We start from the raw sequence: 26,222 nt of genomic DNA, 5'->3' as shown, positions 1-26,222 counted from the left end.
GCAAATGTTATTTAATCTGTAATTTTGAGCAATCTGTATTTAACCCATTTTGCGTTACTTTTTTCATTTAGGATATCTCGGCACCAATTATAGCGGATGGCAAAAACACCCGGACGGCCCCGGTGTGCAGCAGGTTTTAGAAAATGCCTTAAGCCAGATCTTTAAAACGCCCTTATGGATTGTGGGCTGCGGCCGCACTGATGCCCAGGTACATGCCAGCCAATACTTTTTCCACCTGGATACCACACAAGCCTGGGATTTCGACCTGCTTTTCAGGCTCAATAAGTTATTGCCTAGTGATATTGCCGTTTTTGAGATCATACCGATGCCCGACGATGCTCATGCCCGCTTTGATGCCATAGAGCGGTCGTACGATTATTTTATTCATACCTATAAAGATCCCTTTCTGAGTAATTTCAGTTCCTACTACCTCATTAAAAATTGGGACATCGAGCAAATGAACCGCGCTGCCGGCCTGCTGCTTAAGTACAATGATTACCATGCTTTTTGCAAAATGCCCGACCGAAACACGCACACCATATGCCATATTAGCGAGGCGGGGGTATTTACAGACCAAACCGGTGATAAACTGAGGTTTCGCATTTCGGCCAACCGCTTTCTGGGGAAGATGGTCAGGATCATCACCGGCAAACTGATTGAGATTGGCACCGGGACTTTAAGCGTTGATGAGTTTGAATCGCACCTGATTGACCCTTTGTTGCTGCAAATTATTAAACCGGCTTATCCGCAAGGTTTATATCTTAGTAAGATCAAATACCCTTACCTCGATATTGCGCCATGCAGCACCTTTAGCCAGATGCTTGCAGGCGAAACTAACTGGAAAGCAATTAAATAACCTGCTAATTATTGTGCCTTGTTTTTAATCACCGGGTGATTCTCCAAACCAATTGGTTTGGCAAATTGCAAATCCCTAAGGTATTTATTGCTTAAATTATTTTGTTCGATACGGGCTTGAGACAAAGTTGCACTCACCTTTCTAATCAGTTTGCCCGATTTACTGTAGAGGCTAATGGCCAATTCATTATTAACCACACGCAGTTGCAGCGACGAGTTAGCATCAACATTAACCTGTTTTACCTCGTAAGGATAAACATCTATAATGGCCTTTACTGCACTTTTGCCACTAAAGCTGTACGAGTAATTCTTAACCGGCGAAGCCACATAGCCCGCCCTGATTAACCCGCTGCCCACCACCAGATTATAGTCAAGCCTTTTTATAGCATCGGGTATGCGGGGAGCGATAGTAATTACGCCATTAGCCAGATCAGGCCGGATACCCAGAAAATACTGGTACCAGATGCGCAATTGCTCCGCATTTGACCATGCCTGCAAGTACGCCCCCGTTAATCTCGGCCAGCGCTCGCCCTGGTGCGGATAGGCATCCAGGTTTTCGCTTAAACCACCCACTACGCCAAGCGTTAACGCCTGCCGGTTCATGTTGTTAAAGAGCTTGTAGGCCGTTTCTGTTTGCCCGGCCTCTATCATGCGCTGCATGGCAATACCGTTTAACCAGGGCCAGATGGTGCCGTTATGGTAGGCTTCATCTTTAGGGTAGTCGACTGTTAAATGAAATGGATGAAAAAACGGATCGTGCTTATCCAGTGTTGATACCCCCCACGGAAAAACCAGCTCCTGCCAAACCTTGTGTATCACCTGGTATTTAAGTGTACTGTCATTAATCATATCCAGTGCAAAAAGCTGATTAGGCCTTAGTGTAAACTCGGCTTTACCGTCTTTGGTCAACCTGTCGGCCAAATAACCCAGCGGGGTATTGGTATAGTCTTTTTCGAAATTGCTTTTCACCTTATTGGCCACCTGCTCCCATTTGCTTACACCGGCATTATCTTTCATATACCGGGCAAAATAGATACCTGCACGCAGCTGATTATACCACAATGCCTGGATATCATTAGCGCGCGTACCGCGTGGCGAATATGATACCAGTTTGCTATCGCGGGCATCCATCCAGGTTTCGTTATCCTCGTGCAGTAAATAGCCTTTATCATCCACCCAATATTTTAAGGCGCCTTCAATACTGTTTTTCACATTGGGGTATAGCTCTCTGATGAGCGATACATCGCCGGAGTATTTTACATAATCCTGCAATTCAATAATAAAGCGCGGCGTACCATCGGTGGTATGGTAATCTATATTCTGCGGGTTAATAATATTGGGCACCCTGCCAAAATATTTAGAGGTGGGGTCGGTTTGCTGGTATTGTGCAAAAGATTTTAAAATTCTTTTAGCGGTTTCAAACTGGCCGGTAACCAGGGTAGCGCCGGGTAAGGAGATAAATTCGTCGCGCCCCCAATATTCATTAAACCAGGGTAGGCCTGCATAAATACCGTAACCTTGCTGGTGGGTAACCAGCTGGTTGGTGGTGGTTTCGAGCCAGTTAAGGGCCAGTGTAAGCGAATCGTTACTACTGGTTGTGTAGGCATTATGCAGTAAAAAATCTTGCATGCGCTTAACCCGCTCTTTTTTAAACCGGGCAATATTAAGCTTGCTTTCCTTGATCAAGGCTGCCGCTTCGGCATTGGTTTTACCCACGGCTATAAAAAACTCACCGGCTTTGGCATCTGCATACACAATCTGGTCTTCGGGCTGTACAGACTGGCGGCCTTTGGCACTCACGGCAATTACATACTTACCCTCTACCGGCGAAAAAAAAGCGACATTGTTATTCTGACTCAGATACTTAATACCCTTACCCTTCAGTTGGATACCTACAGAACCGGTTGCCCCGGCCAGGCTAACTTCAATAACGTTTCTGTGGTCAAGCATCCAAAGCTCTTCGGTAAGCTTACCATGTTTGCGTACCAGTTTATAAGGATATACCCAAGCCTCTGCATCCTTATTATCTAGTTTCTGGCTGCCTGTAAACAGGTTATACCCACCAAATACACGGCTTTTGGCTATGTTCATCCCCTCAAACCAGGCATACTCCTGGTGATTGTTTTGATGGGTTTGGGTAAAATAGTAAGCAGCGTCCTGGTTGGTAAAAGATACTTCCCGGTTGGCATCTTTAGGCACCGTAATCTTCATGGCATCCAACAGGCGGGCATCGGCGTTTACTGCCTGCCCCTTGGTATTAATGGCAACCAGTGCAAGTTGTATAAATAGTATCCTGCTAATAATTCGTAACATGTTCTTTGGTTTATACGTTGGCTCCCTGGGCCGGAAAGCGCAAAGTAACTTATAAACACATTTAGCTACAAATAGATTTGTTATCAAATCATTAAAACAACAAAAGCCTTTAATCTTCCGACTAAAAGGCTCTCATGTATATTTTAAACTAAAATTATTGCAGCTTAACCGTAATATCGTAGCTATAGGCATTGCTGGTCATGTTGGGTTTTTGGTGATATACGTAATACAGCATATACTTTTTATCCTTATCAATACCCGGCAATACATTACCAATTACTTTTTTAACCTGCTCGTTCTCTTTTTTTATAGCTACGGTATCTCTCAGGTCAAACGATGTTAAATAACAAACTGCCGGGTAGGTACCACCCTTTACATTTTGATTGTCTATTCTAAAAATACGGGGCTGGGTAGTTACACCGGCAATAGCAAGCGGGTATTTATAACGGCGGTTTAAGTCGGTAACCAAGTTCTGGTAAAAAACATGCATATCATTTGTAAACAAAGATTTAAGCTCTTCGCTTGGGGTGCCACAGTCATGCGCCATAGCCATGCTGTTTGCGGCATCAATCAGGTAACCTTTGGCGTATTGTGCCTGAGCCTGTTTGTAAAGGGCAGCCGTTCCCTTGCCGTTTTCGGTATATTTTTCCAGTTCCAGCTTGTCAATCTTCCAGCCGTAATCAAACTTACCATACACCAGGGTGATCATAAATTTATTCTCCGGCTCTTTGAGGATCAGAAAAGCGATATACATTTCTTTGGCCACGGCGGCATAATCTAAATCAAGGCTATTGGTATTGGGGTTTTTAAAGGTGTTATCCTTAACGTTGTTAACCATATAATATTCTTCAATCAGGTTGTAAGACCCCTCCTTCATGCGGTTACCAATCAATTCCAAGGTTCTCTTATACCCGCTTTTACCAAGCAGATCTTTCGACAGCATATTCTCTGCCGCATCCTGATCGCCGGCTTTAATATTCTTTAACAGCAGGTCGTTAAGCGTATGAAAGTCTTTCCGCTTTCCCTCATCAATCTTATCATCTTTCCAGATGCCTGGCTTAAGCGGCACCAGGTTACAACTTTGCAAAGCAATAATAACGAGCAGTAAAATAAGTGTCTTTAATAATTTCATTATGGTTGAGGGATAGGGGTATTCTTAAAATTAAATCTTTAAAATTTAACAAACAGAACGAGGATCTGCAATACAATATTGCCATATACGCCGGCTAAAACATCATCCATCATTACACCCGTACCCGCGGGCAGGGCTTCCATTTTGCGGATATACAACGGTTTCAGAATATCAAAAAACCTAAATAGCACAAACCCGATGAGCAGTATATAAACATTAAGCGGTAAAAATAGCAGGGTTACCATCATACCGGCCACTTCGTCAATTACCACACGGTAACTGTCTTTACCCCAAAATGGCTCTACCTTGTTGCCTACATAAATGCCCAGCAGGGTAATGATTATGGTTAGTGCAAAAAATATCCAGGCATTTTGCGCGGCAGGTGTTTTCCAAAATAAAAAAACAAGTCCGCAGGTTACAGCAGCAGCAATGGTACCGCCGCCTTTAATGTAGCCGATGCCAAACCAGGAGGCAATTAATTTATTCATGGTGTAATTGTAAATATAAATTCTGTCAGATCAGCTTTTGTTCAGCACATTTTCGGCCTGTTCTGCAACTTCTGGTTTCAACATTTGCTTACGCGGAAAATTAAACAGCAGTGAACTTAGCACCGGCAATATGAACACAGCTACCGTAAATACGGAGATAAAAATATCGGTTCTCTCGCCATCCAATAGGCCGGCTATGGTGGTATGCGGGTAAAAATGGGTGTATAAAGATGCCGAAAGTTTAATACCCAGCACCCCGATCACTATAAAAGCAACGGTTTCTAAAAAGGTGAATTTCTCCATCAGCTTTACAAAAGCCTGCGCTACAAAACGCATGGCCAGTATACCGATAAACACACCTGTATAGATCAAAAATACATGATCGGTAAAGGCTACGGCGGCAAATACGTTATCTATAGAAAATGCCAGATCCATCACTTCTACCAGTGCTACGGTGGCCCAAAAGGCACCCATTAGCCCAACGGTATATTTGTATACCCAGCTTTTGCTTTTGTCTACCGCTTCGTCCGCATTGCTTCCGGCTGCTTTGCCCTTAAAATAACTGAAGGCCAGGTACAGCAAATAAAAGCCGCCCAAAGGTTTAAGCCACCATATTTTAACCAGCCATGCAGCCAGAAATAAACAGATGCCCCTAAAAACATAAGCGCCGATAATACCATAGCGCAAGGCTTTGCTGCGTTGGGCCGGTGGTAAATCAATCACCATGGTAGCCAGCACAGCCGCATTATCAACAGAGAGCAGGCTTTCAATAACTACCAGGTTTAGTATAATTAATAAACCTGCTTTAATATCGCTGCCCAGCAGGGCATGTAACACATCCATTTCTATAAAAATTACAAGGGTTAAAAATAGGTATATTAACTCATAGGCGTAAAGCAGCTCAAAACTATCGCATTGGTGTTGCCTTTCCTGTCTGCTCAAAACACACAGCATTGTCAATCTACACTGTTTAATTACCAAAACTTAAATAGGTTTGTTAGCTTACGCAAGAACAATATGGTTTTAAATCCATTATTTAATTTTAACGCATATTTTAAGGAAATGAAAAGTACAAGTTTAGCAATAGGGGTTGATGTAGGTGGCACCAATACCAAATATGGTGTTGTAAACCACCGTGGCGAAATATTAGATGAGGGCGCAGTGGCAACAACGCTTTTCCCCACCATCGAAGCCTTTGTTGATGGTTTGTATGAGCGCCTTTTGCCCATGATAAACAAGTTTGGCAAAGATGGCAACATTAAGGGTATTGGCATTGGCGCACCCAATGGCAACCATTTTACGGGCTGTATAGAAAACGCCCCCAACCTGCACTGGAAAGGTGTGGTACCCATTGCCAAACTAATTTCAGAAAAATTTAAAATACCCTGCGTATTAAATAACGATGCTAAAGCCGCAGCCCTGGGCGAGTTAAACTTTGGCGCAGCCAAAGGCATGAAAGATTTTATTATGATTACCCTGGGCACAGGCGTGGGTAGCGGCATTGTGGTTAACGGCGGTTTGCTCTATGGCGACAAAGGCAACGCCGGCGAACTGGGGCATACGGTGATCCGCCCGGGTGGGCGCGAGCATTGGTCTACCGGGTTAAAGGGTACTTTAGAATCCTATTGCTCTGCTACCGGTATTGCCATTACAGCCGTTGAGATGAAGAAAGACGCCAAAGAAGATACTTTATTGAAAAACTACGACGATAAAGACATTACTTCTAAGATAGTTTACGAATGTGCTACCAAAGGCGATGCCCTGGCCAAAAAGGTGTATGAATTTACGGGTGAAATTTTGGGCGAAGCATTAGCCAATTTTGTGATGTTTTCATCGCCCGAGGCGATCATCTTATTCGGTGGTGTGATACAAGCCGGCGACCTGCTGATGAACCCAGCCAAAAAAGCGATGGAAGAACACCTGCTCATTACCTTTAAAGACCAGGTTCAATTGCTGTTTAGCGAACTGAAATTTGCAGATGCTGCCATATTGGGAGCCAGCACGTTAGTTTGGGGATAAATAGCTTCTTCTTTTTGATATAGAAAGCCTTCGGAATAAAATCCGGAGGCTTTCTACAACATTTTATTTCACCTTTAGGCTATCTTCTATACGCAGGCTTTCCTTATGGATGGCATTTAATAAATCAGTCACAAATTCGGCAGACAGGCCTTCTTTTTTACCCGCCTCAATACCCTTATTCAGCACCTGTTGAAACCGCGCTGCCTGCAGAGATGGAATATTATTTTTTGCTTTATAAATACCAATCTCCTTAACCACTCTTTCCCTTTCGCCGAGTACCTGTATCAGCATTTTATCTAACGAATCAATTTTTTGTCGATTAATAGCCAGTGTGTTATCCGGGGCAGTTGTTTGGGCATAAGAACGGCAAAACCCCAGGCCCAAAATAGCTAATACGGTTAATGCAATGTGTTTTATTTTCATAGCAAATGTTTATTTAGTTAAACTTTATTGTTGGCATAAAATTGTAACATGCTTGTTACTATTATAACATTACAATGTTAAGGATCAAAACAAAACTATACCTATCCGGCTTTATCAAAATAAAAACCCCCATATGTCATTTGATCAATACCACGAACCACCAGAAGAATTATCGCAGGAAACACGCACATTTGCCCGCATGATCACATCGCTTTGCGAAGAAGCCGAAGCCATTAGCTGGTATGAGCAGCGCATTGCTGTTGAAACAGATAAAGATGCCAAAGCCATTATGCAAAATGCCCAGCAGGAAGAATTTAAACACTTCGGTATGGATTTAGAATTTCTGTTACGGAAAAAAGATGTTTGGCGCACAACACTCAAAGCCATCTTGTTTCAAAAAGGCGATATCGTTGAGCTAGGCAGCAAAGGCGAAGAAGCTGCTGAAAAATAAAAGCAAGCGCACTGCTTGTGTTTATGGTAACGCAAAGATCAACTATTACCATCAGCTAACAATTTGCTGATGGTAATAGTTGATCTTTGTATTCAATTTGATTGCACGTATACATGACTAAGCAGCGTTATTTTTTCCTGATACTCATTTTGGGTACCCTGGCTACACTAGGCCCGTTTTCTATAGATATGTACCTGCCGGGTTTCCCGGCTATTGCTAAATACCTGCACACTACTACAGCGCAGGTATCGCTTTCATTATCCAGTTTCTTTGTTGGGATCTCGGCCGGGCAATTATTATACGGGCCTTTGCTCGATCGTTTTGGCCGTAAAAAGCCTTTATATATAGGGTTGGTGATCTACATCATAGCATCCGTAGGCTGCTTGATGGTTAAAAGTATCGAAGCATTAATTATTCTGCGTTTTATACAGGCAATTGGTAGCTGCGCGGCGGCGGTGGCTTCTGTAGCCATGGTGCGCGACTTGTTTCCGGCTAAGGATAATGCCAAGGTATTTGCATTGCTGATGCTCGTTATCTCGGCTTCGCCTATGTTGGCGCCAACTGTTGGCGGGTATGTAACAGCAGCATTCGGCTGGCAATGGGTATTTATCCTTTTAGCCGTTATAGCGGGGCTAATCCTTATCGCGGTAATATTTAGCCTGCCCGAAAGCTATCAGCCCAATCCTAACTTTTCTTTAAAACCCAAGCCAATCGTCAAAAGCTTTTTATCAGTTATAATCGAGCCGCAGTTTTACACTTACGCTATTTCGGGGGCCTTTGCCTTTTCGGGCTTATTTGCCTATGTAGCAGGTTCGCCATTGGTATTTATGGATGTTTTTAAAGTAAGCGGCACCACTTACGGCTGGATCTTCGCTTTCCTTTCCATCGGCCTCATCGGCTCGAGCCAGGTAAGCAGCCTGCTGCTTAAAAAATTCAAAAGCGAGCAGGTGGTGCCAGCCGCTATGATAGCACAAGTAATTGTTTCGCTGGCATTTTTTGCCGGTGCTGCCATGGGTGGCTTCGGCCTGTACGGTACCATCGCCATGATATTTTTATTTCTGTGTTGCCTTGGGCTTACCAACCCAAACACGGCTGCACTTTCTATCGCACCGTTTTCGCATAATGCAGGCACAGCATCTTCTTTAATGGGGGCACTTCAATTAGGGGTTGGCGCACTGGCCTCATTTGGGGTAAGCCTTTTTAACAGTTCGTCGGCTATGCCAATGGCGGCTATTATGGCCATTACATCGGCCATTGCAATGCTGATATTATTTATTGGCCGCAAAAACATTAAGCATCATTTTACGCCCGACCCAAACGAAGTAATGGTGGCGCATTAATTATTTAAGGGCATCAAAACCATATTTGCCATCGCTCCAAAACTCATCGAGCGCAATAATACGGGGTTTTAAAAATGAGATCAGTTGGGGCCAGTCGTTGTTATCAAACACATTAACCGGGCTAATCTCCTTATAAATGCGGCTGATGGTTTTGCCGTATTCGTCGGTAGTGTGGAGCTGCCATTCCCACTCTTCATTAAGGGCGCTGTGCAGTATGTTCTTAAATTCTTTAAACTGCTCAAAAAACAATTCCTGGATACCGGCATCGGGATGGGCAATCTCAATGGCTATGCTGGCCGAGTGTTTATCGGCCTGCATCCTAAAGTATAAATGCTTAATACCGGTTTTATAATTTACCCAGTTAATCTTTAAGCCTTCGGCCGATAGCTGGGGTGATATATATTGCCCGAAAGCCGTCCAAAATGCCTGTTTTAATTGTGATGCCTGATCTTTAGAATACATGTTTTGATGCAGCCTTTATTATATTCTGCAAAAGTCTGCAATTATTCTTTATCTGCCGAATGGCTTTTAACCCTATAAAATTGCGCTAAAAACAAAAAAAACTATTCCTGATGCAAAAAAATTAATATGCGGTTAATGTTTTTCATTTAAATTTGGCTTAATATCTAAACACTTTTATGAAGAAAAGAAACTTATTACCCGGTTTATTAATAACCATTAGCACGTGTTTAACCCTAAACGCCAATGCCCAGCTAGGGGGCTTATGGCAAAAAGCTAAAGATAAGGCAGCCCAAAAAGCCGGCGAAACAATAGATAAATCGACCGATAAACCCAGTGATGGCAGTAGCAGTGCCCCGCACAAAAGCAACAGGGCGGTTGTTAACTCGGCCTTTGATTATGTTTCCGGCGATTCGGTGATTTATTCCGAAGATTTTTCTAAGTATGGTGTTGGTACTTCGCCCACATCATTTAAAACCAACGGCGCGGGCTCGGTTGTAACCGTAAATGGCGAACCCGGCAAATGGCTTGCCCTGCAGGATAATGCTACTTATAAGTTTACCCGCCAGCTATTTTATCCTAAGCATTTTACCATGGAGTTTGATATCCTGGCCTCGGCCGACCAGATCAGTGATATTTACCCGGTATGTTTTGGTTTTGCTACCGATAACAGCGTGAGGGATTATACCAATACCACCGGTGCATATGTAAACCTGCTATATTATAATAATAACCAAGTAAATGTGGGTAACAGCAAAACCAATAAATACGTGAACGGCACGTTCGATCTTTCTACCGATGCCAACCGCCCCATGCATGTATCTATAGTGGTAGACGGCGACCGGATGGTAGTATATTTAGATAAAACCAAGATGGCCGATACGCAGCTTTTTACCCCAACCGATGCCAAAAATTTTTACATCAGCGGCCCAATACAATACAAAAATGGCTCTAAAATATTGATCAGCAATTTAAAGATTGCAAAGTTTAAGAATGGTTAATAATATTTTAACGATCTGATTTTGATAGTAGTACCAAAATCAGATCATTAATTCCATTACTAAATTTTTGCTCCCAACTGCTTTAAAATACCCAGCTCGTCTGAGCTTCTCCAGCGCTCATTAATACTATAAAAATTAACCTAACATTAATAATTCCCGACTGTGCAGAGCCGCTTTGTAAATCGGAACGGCACAATCGGGGATTGCTTTGTCGTACCTCCGCGCAATGACGAAAAGAGAAAATCCAATCTGTTATGGGTAAGGAACTCGAAATATGCGGGCAGGCCTCTGCACCATTCTGCGGGTAACTCAGGATAACACATTAAATTACCGGCGCATCCACAATAGTCCTAAAGGTTAAATTCACTCTTGAGGTATTTACTTTTTTAGTTTTAGGCAGGGCATGCAGCCAGTTGGTTTGGGTGCTGCCCTGCATTACCAGCAAGCTGCCATTGGCCAGCATAATCGAAACCAACCGCTTATTCACCTTATGTTTCAGCATAAATTTCCGTTCGGCGCCAAGGCTTAAAGAGGCAATAACTGTATTACGGCCTAGTGAGCTTTCATCATCACTGTGCCAGCCCATGCCTTCGTCGCCGTTGTGGTAAAGGTTTAGCAAGCATGAATTAAAGGTGGTACCGGTTAATTTCTCAACCATTGCCTTTAACTCCAGCAACTCTTTAGTCCATAGCATGGATTGTTTGGTGGTGTTGGAGTAGGTGTAGGCATAAACAGCATCACCATACCAGGCAGCCTTGCGTTTGGTAATAATGTGCTTGCCGAATATCACCGCTTCATCGTTTTTCCATGCGATGGTATCGAGCAAAACCTGCAGGTAATGATTGGCTTCGACTGGTGGCATCATCCGGCCGTAATAATTTACCTCGCCATCAAAAGGCAACAGGTTTGTACTTGTTTCTGTATTAAATAAGTCCATTAACTTAATGCATCATGAAAAATTATACCCAGCGTATGGCGCTCGCCAGTATGCAACTCGCTTACACCGTGTTTCATACTTACGCGGTAATAACCTTTACTCCCTTTTACCGGCCTAAAGTTAGTGGTAAACAACAGCATATCGCCACGCTTGGGCTTTAACACTATAGCTTTAGATTGCGCTCGCGGAATTTGCTCAGTTAACACAAATTCGCCGCCTGTATAATCGCCGCCCGGTTCGTTTAAAAACAACACCAACTGCATGGGAAAATAGATATCGCCATACAAATCCTGGTGCAATGTATTAAAACCACCCTCACCATACTTTAATATCAAAACAGTGGGTTTGGTTTGCCCGGCTTCATGGCATTGAGCTTTTAGTTCTTCGTGTTGCAGGGGAAATATTGTGTCGATATTCAACACCTGCATCCATAGGTTTGCCACCTTAGCCAAGTGCGGGTATACCGTTTCCCTGATATTTGTAATAACATCCGGCAGCGGATAATTAAAATATTTATACTCGCCAATGCCAAAACGGTAACGCTCCATTACCACGGTTTTACGGTAATTATTGGAGGTATTATAACCCGCAATCAGGCTATTACACTCGTCTTTACTGAGCACCTCTTTTACAATAGCATATCCTTTATCATGGAGGATGTTGCTGATGCTATCCCAGTCTTGATCTTCAATTCTTTCTGTTATATTTTTCATTGCTGATGTTGTTTAACCGCTTGTAAGGCTTTCCATATTTGGTATATCCTGGGCATACAATGCCCACAAGGCCTGTATCCGGCATCGATAGCTTCCTCCTCGTCGAAGAAAAAGATGCGGTTATCCACTTTCATCCTTTTGCCTGACCGGCAGGTTAGCGTTCCATAAATTTTTGTTTTGGTGTACCCCCCTAACGTAATCTCGCCGGATTGGATAAGCTTAACGAGTTTGCGTTTTTGTGCGAAATCGGTTTGACCAAGTTGGTTGTGTAATAACATCCCCCCCTTTAAATCTCCCCTGACAATGGAGGTTTCTTTATGCACTCTCCCTTAGAGAGGGTTTGGATGAGCCATCTGCGCATTACACCGCCTTCGACGCTTCCCAACCAATCATTGCGTTTTTGCGCGAGCTACCCCAGTGGTACTGCCCAATCTCGCCGGTAGATTTAATTACCCGGTGGCAGGGAATCAGAAAGGCAACCGGGTTACCGCCCACAGCCGAGCCTACCGCCCTGTTGGCTTTCGGGTTTTGTAGCTGGATGGCTATGCCCGAATAAGTAGTAAGATCGCCCATGGGTACTTTCAACAATGTTTCCCACACCTTAATCTGGAATGGCGTGCCTTTGAGGTGAAGTTTAATCTCACTCAGCTTGCTCCAGTCTTTGGTGAAAATAAAGATGGCATTCTGCTGTATCTGGTCTAATACCTGTTGATAAATAGCATTGGGAAACCGGTTTTGTAGTTTGATAAATGCATCCTCGTAACCCTCGTCGGCAAAGGCCATATAGCAAATGCCCTTGTTGGTTGCTGCTACTAATAACGCCCCAAACGGGCTTTCGGCAAAGCTGTAATTAATCCGCAGTTGCTCACCACCGTTCTTGTATTCGCCGGGGGTCATGCCTTCAATTTTGATAAACAGATCATGCAGGCGGCCGGTGCCTGATAGGCCGGTTTCGTAAGCGGTATCAAATAGTGAAGCCTGTTTATCTTTCAGTATATTTTTGGCATGCTCTACGCTGATGTATTGCAAAAACTGTTTCGGCGTAACGCCCGCCCAGTCTTTAAACATCCGTTGAAAGTGAAAGGGGCTGAGGTTTACATGCGCCGCAGCTTCCTCTAAAGAGGGTTGGTGTTTATAGTTAATCCTGAAAAATTCGATGGCTTCTGCAATGCGGCTATAATCGAGTTTTTGCTGCGTTTCCATAATCTTTTAATAATTTAATGATACAAAAGTATGTGGCTAATGGCTGGCATAGAACCCGTTTCTTGCTATGTATAAATATACATTCTATAACTAAATATGTAACAATTGGCACTATCTTAGTCAAAGTGTAAATAACAACCTTTATTATCAATGAATACTAAATTGATTATGACCGTAACGGCGATATTATTTGCCATTATAGGTATCTTCCTAACCTTCGCACCCGATTACGTGATGACTTTATTGGGCATTAGCCCCAACAAGGGCATCGAACTCATTTTACAATTATTAGGTGCCGCCTATTATGCTTTTGCGATGCTTAACTGGATGGCCAAGGGTTCCATTATAGGCGGGATTTATAATAAGCCGATAGCACTTGCTAACCTTACCCATTTTTTTATTGGTGGTATGGCTTTAAGCAAGGCGGCATTTAGTAATAATACCTTACCAATAATTGTGGGAGTTTTGGGCGGTTTTTACCTGGTATGCGCTTTAATATTCTGGCTGATAATGTCTAAACATCCCGGCAAAGAATCAGCTGATTAATACATTTAACTGTGTAGGCAACCACAGATATTAGAATTCGCTGTAATCAATAAAGGCGGGGTTGAGATTATTTAATTATATTTAGTCCTCAAACCCCGCCTTCGCATGAAAAAACTTCTTTTTCTGTTGCTATTCATTTCTTGCTCTGCTTTTTCGCAAACCATTAGGGTACATATTGATGGCGTGCTCCACACCACTGATCTGGATGGCAGACTGTTGCTGCTAATGTCTAAAAATAATAAAGCCGAACCCCGTTTCCAGATCAATGATGCGGCGGGCTCGCAACTGGTTTTCGGGATGGATGTAACAGGATGGAAACCCAATACCACACAGCTGATAGATATACAGGCCATTGGCTACCCTTTGGAACGGTTAAAAGATGTGCCCGAAGGCGATTATTATGTACAAGTACTGTTGCACAAATACGAAACATTCCATTTAAAAACCGGGCAAACCGTAAAGCTGCCTATGGACCGCGGCGAAGGCCAGCACTGGAACGAAGCGCCGGGTAATATTTATTCGGCACCTATAAAAATTCACTTTAACCCGGCAAAGGCCGGCGAGATCCAGCTTAGCATTACCCAAACTATCCCACCGATAAAACAGCCGGAAGATACCAGGTACATTAAACACATCCGCATCCAGAGTAAACTGCTTACCGAGTTTTGGGGCAGGCCGATGTACATTGGGGCTAATATATTATTGCCCGGCGGCTTTGATGAGCACCCTAATGTCAGGTATCCATTGGCTATTTTCCATGGCCACTTTCCGGCCGATCTGGAGGGTTTCCGCACTACACCACCGGATGCCAATTTAAAACCCGACACCTCGGAAAGATTCCACATTACAGGCTACAATAAAATTGTACAGCAGGAGGCCTATGACTTTTACAAGCAGTGGACAGGCCCTAAATTTCCGCGGGTTATTGCGATTGAAATTCAGCATGCCAACCCGTATTATGATGATTCGTACGCGGTAAACTCGGCCAACTTAGGCCCCTATGGTGATGCCATTACTTATGAACTGATCCCGGCGGTGGAAAAACAATTCAGAGGCATTGGCAAGGGCTGGGCCCGCTTTATGTATGGCGGCTCTACCGGTGGCTGGGAAGTTTTGGCCGCGCAGGTTTTTTATCCCGACCAATACAACGGCTGCTATGCCGCCTGCCCCGATCCGGTTGATTTTCATCACTATACCACAATTGATATTTATAACGACAAAAACGCTTACTATCCCGAAAGCGACTTTAAGAAAACGCCCCGCCCCGGCGAACGTAATTACCTGGGCCATGTGTTAACCACCGTAAAAGAAATGAACCAGCGCGAACTGGCCCTGGGCAGCCGCACCCGCAGCGGCGAACAGTTTGATATCTGGGAGGCCGTATTTTCGCCCATGGATGCAGACGGCTATCCTAAACGGATCTTTGACAAGTATACCGGTGCTATTGATACCTCCGTTGCCCGCTACTGGCGCGATAACTTCGACCTTACCTACATCATTAAACGCGACTGGCCCAAAATAGGTAACCAGCTGAAAGGTAAGATCCATATTTATGTGGGCGATATGGATACGTATTATCTCAACAATGCTGTTTATAGTGCCGAGGACATGCTAAAAAAGCTCGATAACCCCAACTGTAACTGCGTAATTGATTACGGCGACCGTGCCGAGCATTGTTGGAACGGCGACCATACCCAGCCCAATTATATCAGTAGGCTGCGTTACCACCAGATGTTTATTAAGCGCTGGGCCGAAGAGGTAAAAACACGCGCGCCCAAAGGTGCAGATCAGCAATCGTGGCGATATTAGATTTTGTTAAATAAGGTTAAAATACCCCATTTCGTATTTACACCTTGCAGATATTAGCTAAGTTGCGTTAAACTTAGACTATAAGCTATGACGAAAATCCTGTACCTGTTGTTGGCAACTTTGCTATCGGTATCCTTATTTTCTTGCCATAATCCTGCTGAGAATATTGATAAGGTTGAGATAGAAAACCAAGGCGTTAATATTGCTTACAACGATAAAGGCAAGGGCGATACTGTTTTACTATTTGTGCATGGCTGGTGTATTAACAAAGGTTACTGGGCCAATCAGCTTGCTTACTTTAGTAAAAAATACAGGATTATCACGATAGATCTGCCGGGTTTCGGGCAATCGGGCAAAAACAGGTCGCGATGGAATGCGCGGGCCTTTGGCGGCGATGTCAATGCGGTAATGACTAAACTTAATTTAAAAAATGTAATACTGATAGGCCACTCTATGGCCGGTAATATTGTTGTTGAAGCCGCCGTTAACGACCCCAAACGGGTTATTGCTTTAGTTGGGGTTGATAACTTTAAAAGTGTGGGTGTTGGCCTGCCACCAACTGTAAAAGAAAAAGCAGCATACGACAAAGCGATTGATAGCCTCAACCACTTTTTTACAGCCATAGCTACCGACTATATCAGCCATCAATTATTTTCTAAAACTACCCCTGATAGTATTAAAAAGCGGGTAATGCATGATGCCTTGAGCAGTGATACCAGCATAGCAGCAGCCTGCATGAAACGCGACGATCTGGACGAAACCACCGAACTAAAAAATGCCGGCAAAACATTGTATCTCATCAATAGCGATGTAAACCCAACTAATGTTTCGGGCATGCAAAAACTGCACATGCCCTTTAAGCTATTTTATATGCATGGCACGGGCCATTACCCCATGATAGAGAAACCTGTAGAATTTAACAATCAATTGGCACAGGCCATTAAAAGCATGCACAAATAATTATTACACAATTTTTATGTTGTACTTGGCCAGTAAACCGGCGACACCCTGGGCCGAAAAGCTGGCCTTTTTCAGGATGTTTATTTCCGGGTCCATGGTGTAGTTGTAGGCGGTAATAAAGTTAACCGAGGTAAGATCGGTACGGCTGAAAACGGCATTATTAAGATCTGTTTGCTCGAAAACCGAGCCGGTAAGGTTAGCCTGGCTAAAACTTACTTCCTTTAATGAGGAATGAGAAAAATTGGTTTTCACCATCTTTTTACCCATAAAAGAAGCATAATCCAGCATACAATTGTTAAAAGCCACACTGAACAGGAAATCCTGACACTCGCTAAAATTTACGCCCAGTATCTTGCAATTCTTAAACTCGGCATTGCTCAAGGTTGATCCTTCGAGTTTCATCATGGTTAAATTGCAGCCTTCAAAAACACAATCTAAAAACTTATTGTGCACAAAATTACTGTTGGAGAAATCACACTTTTTAAATTTACAGCTTTGAAATTCCCGCCCCTTAACCAGTTTATCGGCATAAACAATATCTTCAAAAACCTTGTTGTCGTGTACTAATTCTTCCATTGCTGCTACTATTTTGGAGTAGGCAAATGTATACAATTACGGCTTTTATGTCAGCCTTAAGTTACATTAAGCGGCTTATTGATAGCCCCGTTAATAAACATTTAAAACCTGCTGATAATCAATTAATAAAAGGTATCTTTAAGAAAATCCTGTTAATACGTCTTTACTTAGGCATTCCGTTTTCTGATACGAAATATTTAAGCGTTAGCTAATACCATCTTCAGATAAACTATGGAAAAGCATAATTTCACCAAGTATTACCGTGTTTATAAAAACGACACCAGGGTAACTGAAGTTTCCACCAACGATTTCATGCTGCCCACAACCAGGCACTTTAAGGCAAGCTGGGTTACAGGCCCGCCGGTTGATGTGTTGTGCACCATCCCATCTTATTATTCTTTACCGGCAGATGATGCCATGTACTATGGCTATACCAGTAAAGTTAAAGCAATGGAAATGGCTAAAGCTACTGCGGTGAGGCATTTTAACGCCATGATAAAAGAAGGCGAAAAGGGGATTGATAAATTAATGCAGTACCGGGCCGACCATTACACAGACCTAAACATTACCCTGCTGGAAACTAATATTAACAGGCCGGAGAATAAAAATTAACACCAAATAATACAAGCATATGAGCAAAGACAAAGGAGGCAGAGAAGTTAAAAAAGCAGCTGCCGTTGGACCTAAAAAATCCGGATCAGATTATCAGTCTGGTAAAAAATCGGTATCTCAGGATATCAACACCCCTAAAAAGAAATAATGTCAAATCAATCAGTAGAGTTTCAGGCTAAAATGTATGTGTACGATCTAAACAATTGTGCCAAAGAATTCGGTTTTAAACCCGACGAAAATTGGGAACTGAGCTTAGCCAGCGCATCAGAAGCCATCGACATCGAAAAAAAATACTATCCAACCATTACCACCAAGGTTTTACCCGAAATACTGGGCGAACTGATGCGCGTAGTAAAGGTTAAACTAATTGAAGCTAAAGCAGGTTTCGAACGTAAATTTGATAGTGGTGTTACTTCATCAGGTCGCGATTTGCAATACCTGGTTGCTTTTAACCCAAAAAGAGTGCGCCCTTAAACGCACCCTGTTTTCAGATCAATGATTTAAGCTTGGCCTGTATCATCGGGCACAAGCTTAACCACTGGTTTTATACCGGTACCTTCCAAACTCATCTTAAAAATCATGGAATAGCATGTGTTGTTAAGCATAAATAATGCTACATTAGAGCATCCTATTAAACTCCTAATCATGGTTATAAAACAAATCCCGGTTCAGAAAAACGTAATGAATATTTTTTATATCATTATGATTGTATTCTTTATCATTAAGGTAGGGATATGGGGTTACCAATTTGGGCAATGGTTAAAAGTTCATTAATAGGCCAATTACTAGTATAGCATTCTAAGGCATCCATATTTTGCCAGATAACCTTATAGGATAAAGTCATTTAAATTATCCGCATATTTTCTACTATTATTACTAATACAATCTACCTTTTACAAATGCAAAACAACAGCAACATCAAACGTATGGTTACATGGGCGTTGTTAACTAATATGCTGATATTAGTTGGCTTGGGTAATGGCACAGGCTTTATGGTGATAGTAGAAGCCATATTAATTCCCCTTTTACTTAACGATACCTTTTATTTTTCGCTTAGCGATACCTATGCACAACTATTACCAACAGCCGCTCTATTATCGCTCATTGGGCAGGTGTTAATGATTATCAGCCTGTTTAGGCAAAGCAAATTAAGCCAGGCCTTGCTAATTGTTCCAGGTTTATTGTGCTGTTATGGCGGGCTGCTTTATTTAACCATTAATGCCGGGCACAATAATGAAGCACTAACCGGTATGATAACCGCTGTGCCTTTTGTATGTGTATCTGCATTGCTGCTCTATAATATCACCAGCAACTATGCCTACAAACTCGACGAATTTTTGCAAGGCAGCGAACGCTATCACCTGCCCGATTAAAGATCTACCCTGAAATTAAGGTGCAGATGCGTATTATCACTATTCGCTTTATTAAAGTAGGCCAGTAATAGATATACCATACATTTTACCGTGTACTCATAATCTGCCTGCGATACCTTTAACGCAAACACCGCATAATAATCATCAGCCTGCTGTATGCTAAAGTTATTGCCCTGGTTTGTTACGTTTTTTATTACCACCGCGCCGTTAAGCATCGATGCTTCATACCCTTTCGTTAAGGCATACACCTCAAACGCTTTAAGGCCTTCTGTTATCATAAAGCCTTGGTTATATTAGATAGTAACTGTAGAAACATCAAAGCACGTAAATGTTTTATATTGATAATCAGCCATGTATTTATTTAGCATATTGCTGTATTATATTAACAAGCCGGCAAACAAGCGGGTAAATTAACCTAAGCTTTTTTACCTTTAACTATAAGGCAACAATCTGCGCTCCCGGTAGCGCGTTGCTATTACCTCATAAAAACCAATTGTACTTATGGAATCATTCTCTAAATTATCGCGGCGCGGGTTTATACGCAACAGTTTATTGGGCGCAGGTGCGTTAACATTGGGTTCAAGCCTGTCTGCCATGGCCAACTTTTCGGGCCAGCCAAAAAAGAAACTGGGCATTGCATTGGTAGGCCTGGGTGGTTACAGCAAAGGGCAATTAGCCCCGGCATTACAGCAAGCGCAAAACTGCTACCTGGCAGGCATTGTAACAGGTACTCCACAAAAAGCGACAGATTGGGCACAGCAGTACAACATCCCCCAAAAAAATATTTATAACTATCAAAACTTCGATAGCATAGCCAACAACCCCGATATTGATATTGTGTATATCGTGCTGCCTGTTTTTATGCACAAAGAATATACTATCCGTGCGGCTAAGGCTGGTAAGCATGTAATTTGCGAAAAGCCGATGGCTCTTAATGCGCGCGATTGCGAGGAGATGATAGCCGCCTGCAAAAAAGCAAACCGGATGCTCTCTATAGGCTACCGCCTGCACTTCGAACCACATACCATTGAGGTAATGCGACTGGGGCAGAAACAGGTTTTCGGCAAATTAACCGCCCTCGAAAATGCTAATGGGTTTACCTATCGTGGCGACCCGAATGCATGGCGGCTAAAAAAAGCCATGAGCGGCGGCGGAGCCTTAATGGATATGGGTATTTACGCCATACAAGGGGCGCGCTACACTACCGGCCTGGAGCCAATTGCCGTAAAAGCCACCCAGGAGAAAACCCGGCCCGACTTTTTTAAAGAGGTAGATGAAACCATATTTTGGGAACTGGAGTTTCCCGGGGGATTAAAAACCAAGGGCAAATCGAGCTATAACAATAACTGGGGTTACCTGAAAGCCGAAGCAGAGCACGGGTATTTTGAACTGGAGCCAGCTTATGGATATGGGCCTATATTGGGTAAAAGCACTAACGGCGCAATAGATTTTCCGCAAATTAATCAGCAGGCGGCACAAATGGACGATTTTGCCAAATGTGTAGCCACTAATAAACCAACCCGTGTACCCGGCGAAGAAGGAATGAAAGACATGCGTGTGATTGATGCCATTTATCGTAGCCTTGATTCGGGCAAGTGGGAGAAGATAACGGTGTAAGTAAAGATCAGTAAATAGTACCATATGTGCGCCGATTATTGCCAGCGTTGATGGTACATGATGGGCTAACTTCGTGGTATTAAAACAATAACCCATGGAACAGAAATTACCCCTGCCACCATTTAATGCAGTTACAGCCAAACAAAAGGTACAAATGGCCGAAGATACCTGGAATAGCCGCGACCCCAACCGGGTATCTTTAGCTTATAGTGTAGATACCGAATGGCGCAACCGTTCGCAATTTATTAACGGGCGTGCAGAGGTGGTGGAGTTTTTAACTCAAAAATGGCAGCGCGAATTAGATTATAAACTCACAAAAGAGTTGTGGGCTTTTACCGGTAATAAAATAGCCGTACGTTTCGAATACGAATGGCATAACGCCAATGGCCAATGGTTTCGCGCTTATGGTAACGAGAACTGGGAGTTTGACGAAAACGGCCTGATGAGAAAAAGATATGCCAGTATTAATGATGTTGAAATTAACGAAGCAGATAGAAGACTGTGATAGTTGAAGCTAATTTTATAAATTAGTATTACACCATTTAACCTTTAACATGGCCTTAACCGTTCTGGTAAAGCAAATTGCAATTGCTGCGTATAAAACTACCGAACTGCGATACATTGAGGCCAAAAACGCCGTCCCTAATGCCATCCTGATATTACCCGCCTTGGGCGTGCCGGCCAGCTATTACGACAGGCTATTGAAAAGCCTGGCAAAAAACAACAGGCATTGCGCCGTGATAGATCTGCAGGGACAAGGCAACAGTTCTGTAGCCGCCGGCAAAGATGTAAATTACGGGTACTATGATTTACTAACCGAAGACATCCCTGCAGCATTAACAGCAGTAACTGCCTTGTTTAATTCGCCAATTGACATTTTGGGGCATAGTTTAGGCGGGCAACTTGCGTGCCTGTACAGTTGTTTAAAAGATGAACGCTTAACAGGGTTAATACTTTGTGCCACAGGTTCTGTATACTACCGTGCGTGGCCCGGCATGCAAAAATTAAAGGTATTGGCAAGCACCCAGTTTGCCCGTGTTTACGCCCGCATTGCAGGCTATTTTCCGGGCGCTAAGTTTGGTTTTGGCGGCAATACCTTTCAAAGGCTTATTAATGATTGGGGCAGGCAAGCGCTTACAGGCAAATACCGCATTACAGGCAGCCCCATCAATTGGGAACAGGAACTGCGAAAAGTAAAACTGCCCGTATTAGCCATCCATTTAGATTTTGATTTCCTGGCACCACCCGGCGCCGTATTGCATCTCTGCAACAAGCTAACAATGGCTAATAAAACTATTTATTGCATAGCAAACTCAGGCTTAACTCATTTTAGCTGGGTGCGGCAGCCGGCTATTTTGATAGAAAAAATAGAGCACTGGTATCTGCAACGTTAAAGATAATTACTCACCTCAATTAAATTCAAATCCGGGTCGCGGAAATAGATGGATACTATTTTACCTGTGGCACCCGTACGCTCAACCCGGCTGGCAATTAAGTTTAGGCCTTTGCCAATTAACTCCTGTTCAACTCTGGCAATCGGGGTATCTGTTATAAAACAAAGATCGGCCGAACCAGGTGTTGGGCGGTTTGCTTTGGGATCTATCTCATTACCCTTTTGGTGCAGGTTTATTTTTTGATTGCCAAATTTCAATGCCTTTCGATTATCGCCAAAGGTTTCCACAACCATACCCAGCACCTCGCTATAAAACTTACAGGTAGCATCTACATCGGCAACGGTTAAAACTAAGTGGTCGAGGCGGTTAATTTCCATACCCCTGTTAACAGCAATTAGCAGGCAAAGTTTAGGACTGTTTAATTTGATTATTCTTCCCAGATCAGGGATATCTGCATTACACAAAAACTTAAGTATTATTGCATTATACTATCTATAACACCATGAGTATAAAAGTAGTGGCATTTGACGCCGACGACACCCTTTGGGTAAACGAGCCGTATTTCCGCAAAACAGAAGAGGCATTTTGCAGGCTTTTGGAGGGCTACTTGTCGCTCCACGACCTGGAACGTGAACTGATGCGTACAGAACTGGATAATTTACCGCTTTATGGCTATGGCGTAAAAGGGTTTACGCTCTTTATGGTTGAGGCCGCTATCCGCATCACTTCGGGCACGCTAAGTGTAGAAATTATAGACAAGATCTTAGACCTTGGCAAAAGCCTGCTGAACGAACCCATTGAATTACTGGGAGGGGTAGAAGATGTGCTGGAAAGCTTACAGGGCAAATACCGGCTTGTTGTAGCTACCAAAGGCGATCTGCTGGACCAGGAGCGCAAGCTGCGCAAATCTGGCCTCAGTAAATATTTTCACCATATCGAAATCATGTCTGAAAAGGATGATGCCAATTACCTTAAATTAATCCGCCACCTGGATATACAGCCGGAAGAATTACTGATGGTTGGCAATTCGCTCAAGTCTGATATATTGCCGGTGCTTAACATTGGCGGTTGGGCCATCCATGTACCCTACCATATTACCTGGGCCCACGAACAGATTAATCATACCATCGAACACGAGAAATTTAATACTGTAGAACATATCAGCGAGATACTGACAGCGTTATAGACTAAATGCAAGGAAGTTGGATATCTACGATGCGGTAAAACTATCCTGACATTGTTAAAATGCGGGATTTACTGAACAGATAGACGATGATTTAATGCACGGGAGGGTAAACTTAGAAAACCAGTCTGATCAATTAGTCCTGCACCAATGTTTGTTCAATGTTATTACTTAATATCTGTATGTATTGTGCCATTATTTCGGTTTTGTAGCGTTTTATGTGCTGCTCATCTGTAAATTGCAGGGTTTGTATTTTGCCCTGTATATATACCAGCTGCCCTTTTTTTAAAACATTGTCGGCATCTACATAATTGTGAGGTATCTTAACCTGGTGCCATTCAATATGCTCAACACTGGCACCATTTTTTTTAATAAACTCCGTAGTAACCATAGGGAAACATAACATGTCAGGCTCGTTAGCCACCGAATGCAAGTATGGTTCTTTGCCTATGTGCCCAACCAAAAAAACTTTATTAATTCCGGAGTTACTTAACATGCGTTCCGGATATTAAAATTTAAATAAATAGGCGTTGCATTGCCGGCAGTAATATGGGTAAATTGGGATAAGCGAAATTCATAGCCTTTCATTGTCAGAAAGCCTGATGAAACGGGAGGCAGTTTACATATGCTGAGTATTTTTAATACCTCTACGCTGTTAATGGCTTCGCCAACTATCTTAAATCCATGATCTTTCTTCAGCAGTGATTTAACCCTATTTACAACAATTTTACAGTTTTCTACTAAAATGACATTTATCATATTAATAGTTAAACAACAGTAATGCCTATGGGTTTGCCAAAAAATAATTAAAGGCGTTCAGCCTCAGCACATAAGCTTATTAAATACAGTATATTTAATGTAAATGCTAATTAATAATATAGACGCAATTTTACAATATACCTAAAAGGCACAACCAAAAGATTAAAAGGTTGATTTTTGAAAAGAAATGTCCGGGACGAAAGCTGCTGAAACTTAGCTATTTTTTATAATAATACTTTCAATTACATTAACAACATGCTCGCATTTATCGGTAGCCCGCTCCAGCGATGCCAATATTTCGCTGTATTTAATTACTTCCAGCGCATCTGTTTCTGTATCCAGCAATTGGGCAAGGGCTTTGTTATGCACCTGATCTGCAAAATGCTCTAACTGTTTAATATTGGTGCAGTAATCTGTAATGGTATCAACGTTTTTAAGGTCGTTTAGGGCCTCTACACATTTGGCAAGCAGGGTGCAACAATCAACAATTATACCGGCAAGCTCTTTAATAGGTGGGTTTACCTGTATGTTGTAAAAGTTAATACGGCGGGCCGCAACATCAATAAAGTCTGACACACTGTTTATTGACGATGCCAGGGCATACATATCGTCACGGCTAAAAGGCGAAATAAATGCCTTGCCCGATACCACCAATACCTGATGTTTAATACCATTGGCTTTCTCTTTTAACCTGCTGATGTGGTTAAAATTCATTTTCTGGTCTTGAAGATCTTCTGATCCGGTGGCCTGATAAAGCAATGCGGCCATATCATAACTATTGCTAGCCGCCTGGTTAAACATATTGTAAAAGATCTGATTATTATTGGGTAAGGCTTGACCGAATATAGACGTTTTCATCAACTATTATTTATGGCTGTAAGATAGCGAATCTATTACGCTTTGATACAACACTATTTATATATGTATAAGTACTGCCGCGACAGGTTATTAAGCGCAAAGAAACCCATAAAATTTTATGGTTTCACATAAATTTTATGTTAATCAATTGTTAAGTATTGCCCATTCAGGATATCTCTATAATTAATCAAGTACTATTTGCCAGGTTGCTATTATTGCCAAGGTTATCATATTTAAACTTTTAAGAAACCTACTTGTCATATTGGTGTTATCTGATAACAATATAAATTATACATTAATACGTATTTAAAACACTTATGGCTATGAAAAACTTAAAAGTATTATTAGTTCCGGCTTTGTTGAGTATGTTTTTTGTGCTCACCTCTGCAAAAGACGCAGGTAAAGAAAACGAGCGGATTGCAAAATCGACAACCGTATTGCATGATTTTGCCAAGATGAAGGAAAGCATCCCATCAGATCTTTTAAAACAATCAGAAGGGGTTATTATTATCCCAAACATGATTAATGCAGGTTTGGCAGTAGGCGGCAAACGCGGTAAAGGCGTTGCCATGGTAAGGTTAGCAGATGGTAAATGGAGCAACCCGGTATTTGTAACCTTTACTGGCGGTAGCTTTGGTTTACAGATAGGCGTACAATCTGTTGATTTGGTATTGGTATTTAGACACAAAAGTGTATTAACCAAAGTAAATAGCGGCGAGTTCACTATTGGTGGCGATATATCTGCAGCTGCCGGGCCGGTTGGGCGTAGTTCAACTGCCAGCACAGATATTAAGCTTGATGCCGAAGTATACTCGTACTCGCGCAGCAAAGGCTTATTTGCCGGGCTAAGTATTAATGGCTCAAATATATCAATTGATAAAAGCGCCAATGCCAAATTTTATGGCGAAGCAGATTCAAATTCAAAAGTAATATTTGAAACAGGTAAAAGCCCATCTACAAATGTAACTGCATTAAAAGCAGCCTTAATTATGTAAAACTGGCTTATGCTAAACAGTAACGGCTGTTAAAACAAACGTAACAGCTAAACACAGATAAAGTATAAAGCAAAAAAACACCAGTCTAAGTAGACTGGTGTTTTTTTTATATTAATAACGGCTTCCGCCTCTGCTGTTACCACCACCTTTTGAACCGTAGCTTCCGCCACCGCCGCCGCCGCTGTTACCGCCACGGCTAAAGCCGC

At 42.5% G+C, this 26,222-nt stretch carries 34 protein-coding genes; 18 read left to right on the top strand and 16 right to left on the bottom strand.

Annotated elements, in window-relative coordinates:
- Window positions 1-49 precede the first annotated feature (49 nt).
- Window positions 50-856: a tRNA pseudouridine(38-40) synthase TruA gene (gene truA / locus RG47T_RS22740; protein WP_074492061.1), complete on the top strand. Its 807-nt coding sequence runs from the start codon at window positions 50-52 to the stop codon at window positions 854-856.
- 8 nt (window positions 857-864) lie between these two features.
- On the opposite strand, the gene RG47T_RS22735 is transcribed toward truA, so the two are convergent.
- From RG47T_RS22735 to RG47T_RS22720, 4 genes are all read right to left on the bottom strand, one after another.
- Window positions 865-3,168: an amylo-alpha-1,6-glucosidase gene (locus RG47T_RS22735; RefSeq protein WP_074492059.1), complete on the bottom strand. Its 2,304-nt coding sequence runs from the start codon at window positions 3,166-3,168 to the stop codon at window positions 865-867.
- Between the two features lie 154 nt (window positions 3,169-3,322).
- Window positions 3,323-4,300, bottom strand: coding sequence for a hypothetical protein (locus RG47T_RS22730; RefSeq protein ID WP_074492057.1), 978 nt, complete (start codon window positions 4,298-4,300; stop codon window positions 3,323-3,325).
- A gap of 38 nt (window positions 4,301-4,338) precedes the next feature.
- Complete coding sequence (locus RG47T_RS22725) at window positions 4,339-4,788, bottom strand: phosphatidylglycerophosphatase A family protein (protein ID WP_074492055.1); 450 nt, start codon at window positions 4,786-4,788, stop codon at window positions 4,339-4,341.
- A gap of 30 nt (window positions 4,789-4,818) precedes the next feature.
- Window positions 4,819-5,631, bottom strand: a complete 813-nt coding sequence (locus RG47T_RS22720) for a TerC family protein (protein ID WP_074493685.1) — start codon at window positions 5,629-5,631, stop codon at window positions 4,819-4,821.
- Window positions 5,632-5,850: 219 nt separating this feature from the next.
- Here RG47T_RS22720 and RG47T_RS22715 point away from each other — a divergent pair, with 219 nt between their 5' ends.
- Window positions 5,851-6,807, top strand: coding sequence for an ROK family protein (locus RG47T_RS22715; RefSeq protein ID WP_074493683.1), 957 nt, complete (start codon window positions 5,851-5,853; stop codon window positions 6,805-6,807).
- 63 nt (window positions 6,808-6,870) lie between these two features.
- Here the strand turns inward: RG47T_RS22715 and RG47T_RS22710 are convergent, their stop codons facing one another.
- The gene (locus RG47T_RS22710) at window positions 6,871-7,230 is read right to left on the bottom strand and encodes a chorismate mutase (protein WP_074492053.1); all 360 of its coding nucleotides are present in this window, start codon (window positions 7,228-7,230) and stop codon (window positions 6,871-6,873) included.
- 133 nt (window positions 7,231-7,363) lie between these two features.
- Here RG47T_RS22710 and RG47T_RS22705 point away from each other — a divergent pair, with 133 nt between their 5' ends.
- Both RG47T_RS22705 and RG47T_RS22700 read left to right on the top strand, forming a co-directional pair.
- Entirely contained in the window at window positions 7,364-7,681 is a 318-nt protein-coding gene (locus RG47T_RS22705) for a ferritin family protein (protein ID WP_074492051.1), read from the top strand.
- 113 nt (window positions 7,682-7,794) lie between these two features.
- A complete protein-coding gene (locus RG47T_RS22700) occupies window positions 7,795-9,021 on the top strand; it encodes a multidrug effflux MFS transporter (protein ID WP_074492049.1) in 1,227 nt (408 codons plus the stop codon).
- Here RG47T_RS22700 and RG47T_RS22695 read toward each other — a convergent pair whose 3' ends face one another.
- Entirely contained in the window at window positions 9,022-9,483 is a 462-nt protein-coding gene (locus RG47T_RS22695) for a DUF4268 domain-containing protein (protein WP_074492046.1), read from the bottom strand. It lies immediately after the preceding gene.
- 176 nt (window positions 9,484-9,659) lie between these two features.
- On the opposite strand from RG47T_RS22695, the gene RG47T_RS22690 reads away from it, so the two are divergent.
- Window positions 9,660-10,481 carry a hypothetical protein gene (locus RG47T_RS22690; protein WP_074492044.1) on the top strand — a complete coding sequence of 274 codons (822 nt, stop codon included), beginning with the start codon at window positions 9,660-9,662 and terminating at the stop codon, window positions 10,479-10,481.
- A 322-nt stretch (window positions 10,482-10,803) separates the two neighbouring features.
- Here RG47T_RS22690 and RG47T_RS22685 read toward each other — a convergent pair whose 3' ends face one another.
- The 4 genes from RG47T_RS22685 to RG47T_RS22670 all read right to left on the bottom strand — a co-directional run bounded on the left by RG47T_RS22685 (window position 10,804) and on the right by RG47T_RS22670 (window position 13,334).
- Window positions 10,804-11,418: an alpha-ketoglutarate-dependent dioxygenase AlkB family protein gene (locus tag RG47T_RS22685; RefSeq protein WP_074492041.1), complete on the bottom strand. Its 615-nt coding sequence runs from the start codon at window positions 11,416-11,418 to the stop codon at window positions 10,804-10,806.
- On the bottom strand, window positions 11,418-12,131 hold the full coding sequence (locus RG47T_RS22680) for a 2OG-Fe(II) oxygenase (RefSeq protein WP_074492039.1): 714 nt from the start codon (window positions 12,129-12,131) through the stop codon (window positions 11,418-11,420). The genes RG47T_RS22685 and RG47T_RS22680 overlap by 1 nt, the downstream gene beginning before the upstream one ends.
- A complete protein-coding gene (locus RG47T_RS22675) occupies window positions 12,128-12,409 on the bottom strand; it encodes an Ada metal-binding domain-containing protein (protein ID WP_074492037.1) in 282 nt (93 codons plus the stop codon). Before RG47T_RS22675 ends, RG47T_RS22680 begins: the two co-directional genes overlap by 4 nt.
- An 82-nt stretch (window positions 12,410-12,491) precedes the next feature.
- The gene (locus RG47T_RS22670) at window positions 12,492-13,334 is read right to left on the bottom strand and encodes a bifunctional helix-turn-helix domain-containing protein/methylated-DNA--[protein]-cysteine S-methyltransferase (protein ID WP_074492035.1); all 843 of its coding nucleotides are present in this window, start codon (window positions 13,332-13,334) and stop codon (window positions 12,492-12,494) included.
- Between the two features lie 150 nt (window positions 13,335-13,484).
- On the opposite strand from RG47T_RS22670, the gene RG47T_RS22665 reads away from it, so the two are divergent.
- From RG47T_RS22665 to RG47T_RS22655, 3 genes are all read left to right on the top strand, one after another.
- Window positions 13,485-13,880, top strand: a complete 396-nt coding sequence (locus RG47T_RS22665; protein WP_074492033.1) for a hypothetical protein — start codon at window positions 13,485-13,487, stop codon at window positions 13,878-13,880.
- A 105-nt stretch (window positions 13,881-13,985) separates the two neighbouring features.
- Window positions 13,986-15,689, top strand: a complete 1,704-nt coding sequence (locus RG47T_RS22660) for an alpha/beta hydrolase (RefSeq protein ID WP_074492032.1) — start codon at window positions 13,986-13,988, stop codon at window positions 15,687-15,689.
- Between the two features lie 87 nt (window positions 15,690-15,776).
- Window positions 15,777-16,649, top strand: coding sequence for an alpha/beta fold hydrolase (locus tag RG47T_RS22655; RefSeq protein ID WP_074492030.1), 873 nt, complete (start codon window positions 15,777-15,779; stop codon window positions 16,647-16,649).
- Between the two features lie 3 nt (window positions 16,650-16,652).
- On the opposite strand, the gene RG47T_RS22650 is transcribed toward RG47T_RS22655, so the two are convergent.
- Window positions 16,653-17,225 carry a pentapeptide repeat-containing protein gene (locus RG47T_RS22650; protein ID WP_074492028.1) on the bottom strand — a complete coding sequence of 191 codons (573 nt, stop codon included), beginning with the start codon at window positions 17,223-17,225 and terminating at the stop codon, window positions 16,653-16,655.
- 231 nt (window positions 17,226-17,456) lie between these two features.
- On the opposite strand from RG47T_RS22650, the gene RG47T_RS22640 reads away from it, so the two are divergent.
- The 5 genes from RG47T_RS22640 (at window position 17,457) to RG47T_RS22630 (ending at window position 19,210) form a co-directional block, all read left to right on the top strand.
- A complete protein-coding gene (locus RG47T_RS22640; RefSeq protein ID WP_074492024.1) occupies window positions 17,457-17,837 on the top strand; it encodes a hypothetical protein in 381 nt (126 codons plus the stop codon).
- Between the two features lie 19 nt (window positions 17,838-17,856).
- The gene (locus tag RG47T_RS27010) at window positions 17,857-17,985 is read left to right on the top strand and encodes a hypothetical protein (protein ID WP_262493259.1); all 129 of its coding nucleotides are present in this window, start codon (window positions 17,857-17,859) and stop codon (window positions 17,983-17,985) included.
- Entirely contained in the window at window positions 17,985-18,311 is a 327-nt protein-coding gene (locus RG47T_RS22635; RefSeq protein ID WP_074492023.1) for a hypothetical protein, read from the top strand. The genes RG47T_RS27010 and RG47T_RS22635 overlap by 1 nt, the downstream gene beginning before the upstream one ends.
- 171 nt (window positions 18,312-18,482) lie before the next feature.
- The gene (locus tag RG47T_RS27005) at window positions 18,483-18,611 is read left to right on the top strand and encodes a hypothetical protein (RefSeq protein WP_262493258.1); all 129 of its coding nucleotides are present in this window, start codon (window positions 18,483-18,485) and stop codon (window positions 18,609-18,611) included.
- Between the two features lie 125 nt (window positions 18,612-18,736).
- Window positions 18,737-19,210, top strand: coding sequence for a hypothetical protein (locus RG47T_RS22630; protein ID WP_074492020.1), 474 nt, complete (start codon window positions 18,737-18,739; stop codon window positions 19,208-19,210).
- Here the strand turns inward: RG47T_RS22630 and RG47T_RS22625 are convergent.
- The gene (locus RG47T_RS22625) at window positions 19,207-19,488 is read right to left on the bottom strand and encodes a hypothetical protein (protein WP_074492018.1); all 282 of its coding nucleotides are present in this window, start codon (window positions 19,486-19,488) and stop codon (window positions 19,207-19,209) included. The genes RG47T_RS22630 and RG47T_RS22625 overlap by 4 nt on opposite strands.
- A 223-nt stretch (window positions 19,489-19,711) precedes the next feature.
- Between RG47T_RS22625 and RG47T_RS22620 the strand changes: the two genes are divergently transcribed.
- From RG47T_RS22620 to RG47T_RS22610, 3 genes are all read left to right on the top strand, one after another.
- Entirely contained in the window at window positions 19,712-20,827 is a 1,116-nt protein-coding gene (locus tag RG47T_RS22620) for a Gfo/Idh/MocA family protein (protein ID WP_074492015.1), read from the top strand.
- A gap of 94 nt (window positions 20,828-20,921) precedes the next feature.
- On the top strand, window positions 20,922-21,332 hold the full coding sequence (locus tag RG47T_RS22615) for a nuclear transport factor 2 family protein (RefSeq protein WP_074492013.1): 411 nt from the start codon (window positions 20,922-20,924) through the stop codon (window positions 21,330-21,332).
- Window positions 21,333-21,381: 49 nt separating this feature from the next.
- Entirely contained in the window at window positions 21,382-22,221 is an 840-nt protein-coding gene (locus RG47T_RS22610) for an alpha/beta hydrolase family protein (RefSeq protein ID WP_074492011.1), read from the top strand.
- On the opposite strand, the gene RG47T_RS22605 is transcribed toward RG47T_RS22610, so the two are convergent.
- Window positions 22,218-22,598, bottom strand: a complete 381-nt coding sequence (locus RG47T_RS22605; protein ID WP_074492009.1) for a VOC family protein — start codon at window positions 22,596-22,598, stop codon at window positions 22,218-22,220. The two genes, RG47T_RS22610 and RG47T_RS22605, sit on opposite strands and share 4 nt — an antisense overlap.
- Before the next feature lie 125 nt (window positions 22,599-22,723).
- Between RG47T_RS22605 and RG47T_RS22600 the strand changes: the two genes are divergently transcribed.
- Window positions 22,724-23,407 carry an HAD family hydrolase gene (locus RG47T_RS22600; protein WP_074492007.1) on the top strand — a complete coding sequence of 228 codons (684 nt, stop codon included), beginning with the start codon at window positions 22,724-22,726 and terminating at the stop codon, window positions 23,405-23,407.
- 133 nt (window positions 23,408-23,540) lie between these two features.
- Here RG47T_RS22600 and RG47T_RS22595 read toward each other — a convergent pair whose 3' ends face one another.
- The 3 genes from RG47T_RS22595 to RG47T_RS22585 form a co-directional block, all read right to left on the bottom strand.
- The gene (locus tag RG47T_RS22595; RefSeq protein WP_074492005.1) at window positions 23,541-23,900 is read right to left on the bottom strand and encodes a single-stranded DNA-binding protein; all 360 of its coding nucleotides are present in this window, start codon (window positions 23,898-23,900) and stop codon (window positions 23,541-23,543) included.
- Window positions 23,894-24,163, bottom strand: coding sequence for a helix-turn-helix domain-containing protein (locus tag RG47T_RS26885; RefSeq protein ID WP_074492003.1), 270 nt, complete (start codon window positions 24,161-24,163; stop codon window positions 23,894-23,896). The genes RG47T_RS22595 and RG47T_RS26885 overlap by 7 nt, the downstream gene beginning before the upstream one ends.
- A gap of 213 nt (window positions 24,164-24,376) precedes the next feature.
- A complete protein-coding gene (locus RG47T_RS22585; protein ID WP_074492001.1) occupies window positions 24,377-25,021 on the bottom strand; it encodes a DUF47 domain-containing protein in 645 nt (214 codons plus the stop codon).
- A gap of 323 nt (window positions 25,022-25,344) precedes the next feature.
- On the opposite strand from RG47T_RS22585, the gene RG47T_RS22580 reads away from it, so the two are divergent.
- Complete coding sequence (locus tag RG47T_RS22580; RefSeq protein WP_074493680.1) at window positions 25,345-26,016, top strand: lipid-binding SYLF domain-containing protein; 672 nt, start codon at window positions 25,345-25,347, stop codon at window positions 26,014-26,016.
- Window positions 26,017-26,222 lie beyond the last annotated feature (206 nt).

It is taken from the genome of Mucilaginibacter polytrichastri (assembly GCF_001911425.1).
GTDB classification, from domain to species: domain Bacteria; phylum Bacteroidota; class Bacteroidia; order Sphingobacteriales; family Sphingobacteriaceae; genus Mucilaginibacter; species Mucilaginibacter polytrichastri.
The sequence above is the reverse complement of the archived record's forward strand: the minus strand, read 5'-3'. Positions and strand labels throughout refer to the sequence as shown.

Bases quoted from the DNA above. Each gene is read 5' to 3' on its own strand.
- RG47T_RS22735 (WP_074492059.1), bottom strand. From the start codon at position 3,168: ATGTTACGAATTATTAGCAGGATACTATTTATACAACTTGCACTGGTT.
- RG47T_RS22730 (WP_074492057.1), bottom strand. From the start codon at position 4,300: ATGAAATTATTAAAGACACTTATTTTACTGCTCGTTATTATTGCTTTG.
- RG47T_RS22725 (WP_074492055.1), bottom strand. From the start codon at position 4,788: ATGAATAAATTAATTGCCTCCTGGTTTGGCATCGGCTACATTAAAGGC.
- RG47T_RS22720 (WP_074493685.1), bottom strand. From the start codon at position 5,631: ATGGATGTGTTACATGCCCTGCTGGGCAGCGATATTAAAGCAGGTTTA.
- RG47T_RS22715 (WP_074493683.1), top strand. From the start codon at position 5,851: ATGAAAAGTACAAGTTTAGCAATAGGGGTTGATGTAGGTGGCACCAAT.
- RG47T_RS22710 (WP_074492053.1), bottom strand. From the start codon at position 7,230: ATGAAAATAAAACACATTGCATTAACCGTATTAGCTATTTTGGGCCTG.
- RG47T_RS22705 (WP_074492051.1), top strand. From the start codon at position 7,364: ATGTCATTTGATCAATACCACGAACCACCAGAAGAATTATCGCAGGAA.
- RG47T_RS22700 (WP_074492049.1), top strand. From the start codon at position 7,795: ATGACTAAGCAGCGTTATTTTTTCCTGATACTCATTTTGGGTACCCTG.
- RG47T_RS22695 (WP_074492046.1), bottom strand. From the start codon at position 9,483: ATGTATTCTAAAGATCAGGCATCACAATTAAAACAGGCATTTTGGACG.
- RG47T_RS22690 (WP_074492044.1), top strand. From the start codon at position 9,660: ATGAAGAAAAGAAACTTATTACCCGGTTTATTAATAACCATTAGCACG.
- RG47T_RS22685 (WP_074492041.1), bottom strand. From the start codon at position 11,418: ATGGACTTATTTAATACAGAAACAAGTACAAACCTGTTGCCTTTTGAT.
- RG47T_RS22680 (WP_074492039.1), bottom strand. From the start codon at position 12,131: ATGAAAAATATAACAGAAAGAATTGAAGATCAAGACTGGGATAGCATC.
- RG47T_RS22675 (WP_074492037.1), bottom strand. From the start codon at position 12,409: ATGTTATTACACAACCAACTTGGTCAAACCGATTTCGCACAAAAACGC.
- RG47T_RS22670 (WP_074492035.1), bottom strand. From the start codon at position 13,334: ATGGAAACGCAGCAAAAACTCGATTATAGCCGCATTGCAGAAGCCATC.
- RG47T_RS22665 (WP_074492033.1), top strand. From the start codon at position 13,485: ATGAATACTAAATTGATTATGACCGTAACGGCGATATTATTTGCCATT.
- RG47T_RS22660 (WP_074492032.1), top strand. From the start codon at position 13,986: ATGAAAAAACTTCTTTTTCTGTTGCTATTCATTTCTTGCTCTGCTTTT.
- RG47T_RS22655 (WP_074492030.1), top strand. From the start codon at position 15,777: ATGACGAAAATCCTGTACCTGTTGTTGGCAACTTTGCTATCGGTATCC.
- RG47T_RS22650 (WP_074492028.1), bottom strand. From the start codon at position 17,225: ATGGAAGAATTAGTACACGACAACAAGGTTTTTGAAGATATTGTTTAT.
- RG47T_RS22640 (WP_074492024.1), top strand. From the start codon at position 17,457: ATGGAAAAGCATAATTTCACCAAGTATTACCGTGTTTATAAAAACGAC.
- RG47T_RS27010 (WP_262493259.1), top strand. From the start codon at position 17,857: ATGAGCAAAGACAAAGGAGGCAGAGAAGTTAAAAAAGCAGCTGCCGTT.
- RG47T_RS22635 (WP_074492023.1), top strand. From the start codon at position 17,985: ATGTCAAATCAATCAGTAGAGTTTCAGGCTAAAATGTATGTGTACGAT.
- RG47T_RS27005 (WP_262493258.1), top strand. From the start codon at position 18,483: ATGGTTATAAAACAAATCCCGGTTCAGAAAAACGTAATGAATATTTTT.
- RG47T_RS22630 (WP_074492020.1), top strand. From the start codon at position 18,737: ATGCAAAACAACAGCAACATCAAACGTATGGTTACATGGGCGTTGTTA.
- RG47T_RS22625 (WP_074492018.1), bottom strand. From the start codon at position 19,488: ATGATAACAGAAGGCCTTAAAGCGTTTGAGGTGTATGCCTTAACGAAA.
- RG47T_RS22620 (WP_074492015.1), top strand. From the start codon at position 19,712: ATGGAATCATTCTCTAAATTATCGCGGCGCGGGTTTATACGCAACAGT.
- RG47T_RS22615 (WP_074492013.1), top strand. From the start codon at position 20,922: ATGGAACAGAAATTACCCCTGCCACCATTTAATGCAGTTACAGCCAAA.
- RG47T_RS22610 (WP_074492011.1), top strand. From the start codon at position 21,382: ATGGCCTTAACCGTTCTGGTAAAGCAAATTGCAATTGCTGCGTATAAA.
- RG47T_RS22605 (WP_074492009.1), bottom strand. From the start codon at position 22,598: ATGGAAATTAACCGCCTCGACCACTTAGTTTTAACCGTTGCCGATGTA.
- RG47T_RS22600 (WP_074492007.1), top strand. From the start codon at position 22,724: ATGAGTATAAAAGTAGTGGCATTTGACGCCGACGACACCCTTTGGGTA.
- RG47T_RS22595 (WP_074492005.1), bottom strand. From the start codon at position 23,900: ATGTTAAGTAACTCCGGAATTAATAAAGTTTTTTTGGTTGGGCACATA.
- RG47T_RS26885 (WP_074492003.1), bottom strand. From the start codon at position 24,163: ATGATAAATGTCATTTTAGTAGAAAACTGTAAAATTGTTGTAAATAGG.
- RG47T_RS22585 (WP_074492001.1), bottom strand. From the start codon at position 25,021: ATGAAAACGTCTATATTCGGTCAAGCCTTACCCAATAATAATCAGATC.
- RG47T_RS22580 (WP_074493680.1), top strand. From the start codon at position 25,345: ATGAAAAACTTAAAAGTATTATTAGTTCCGGCTTTGTTGAGTATGTTT.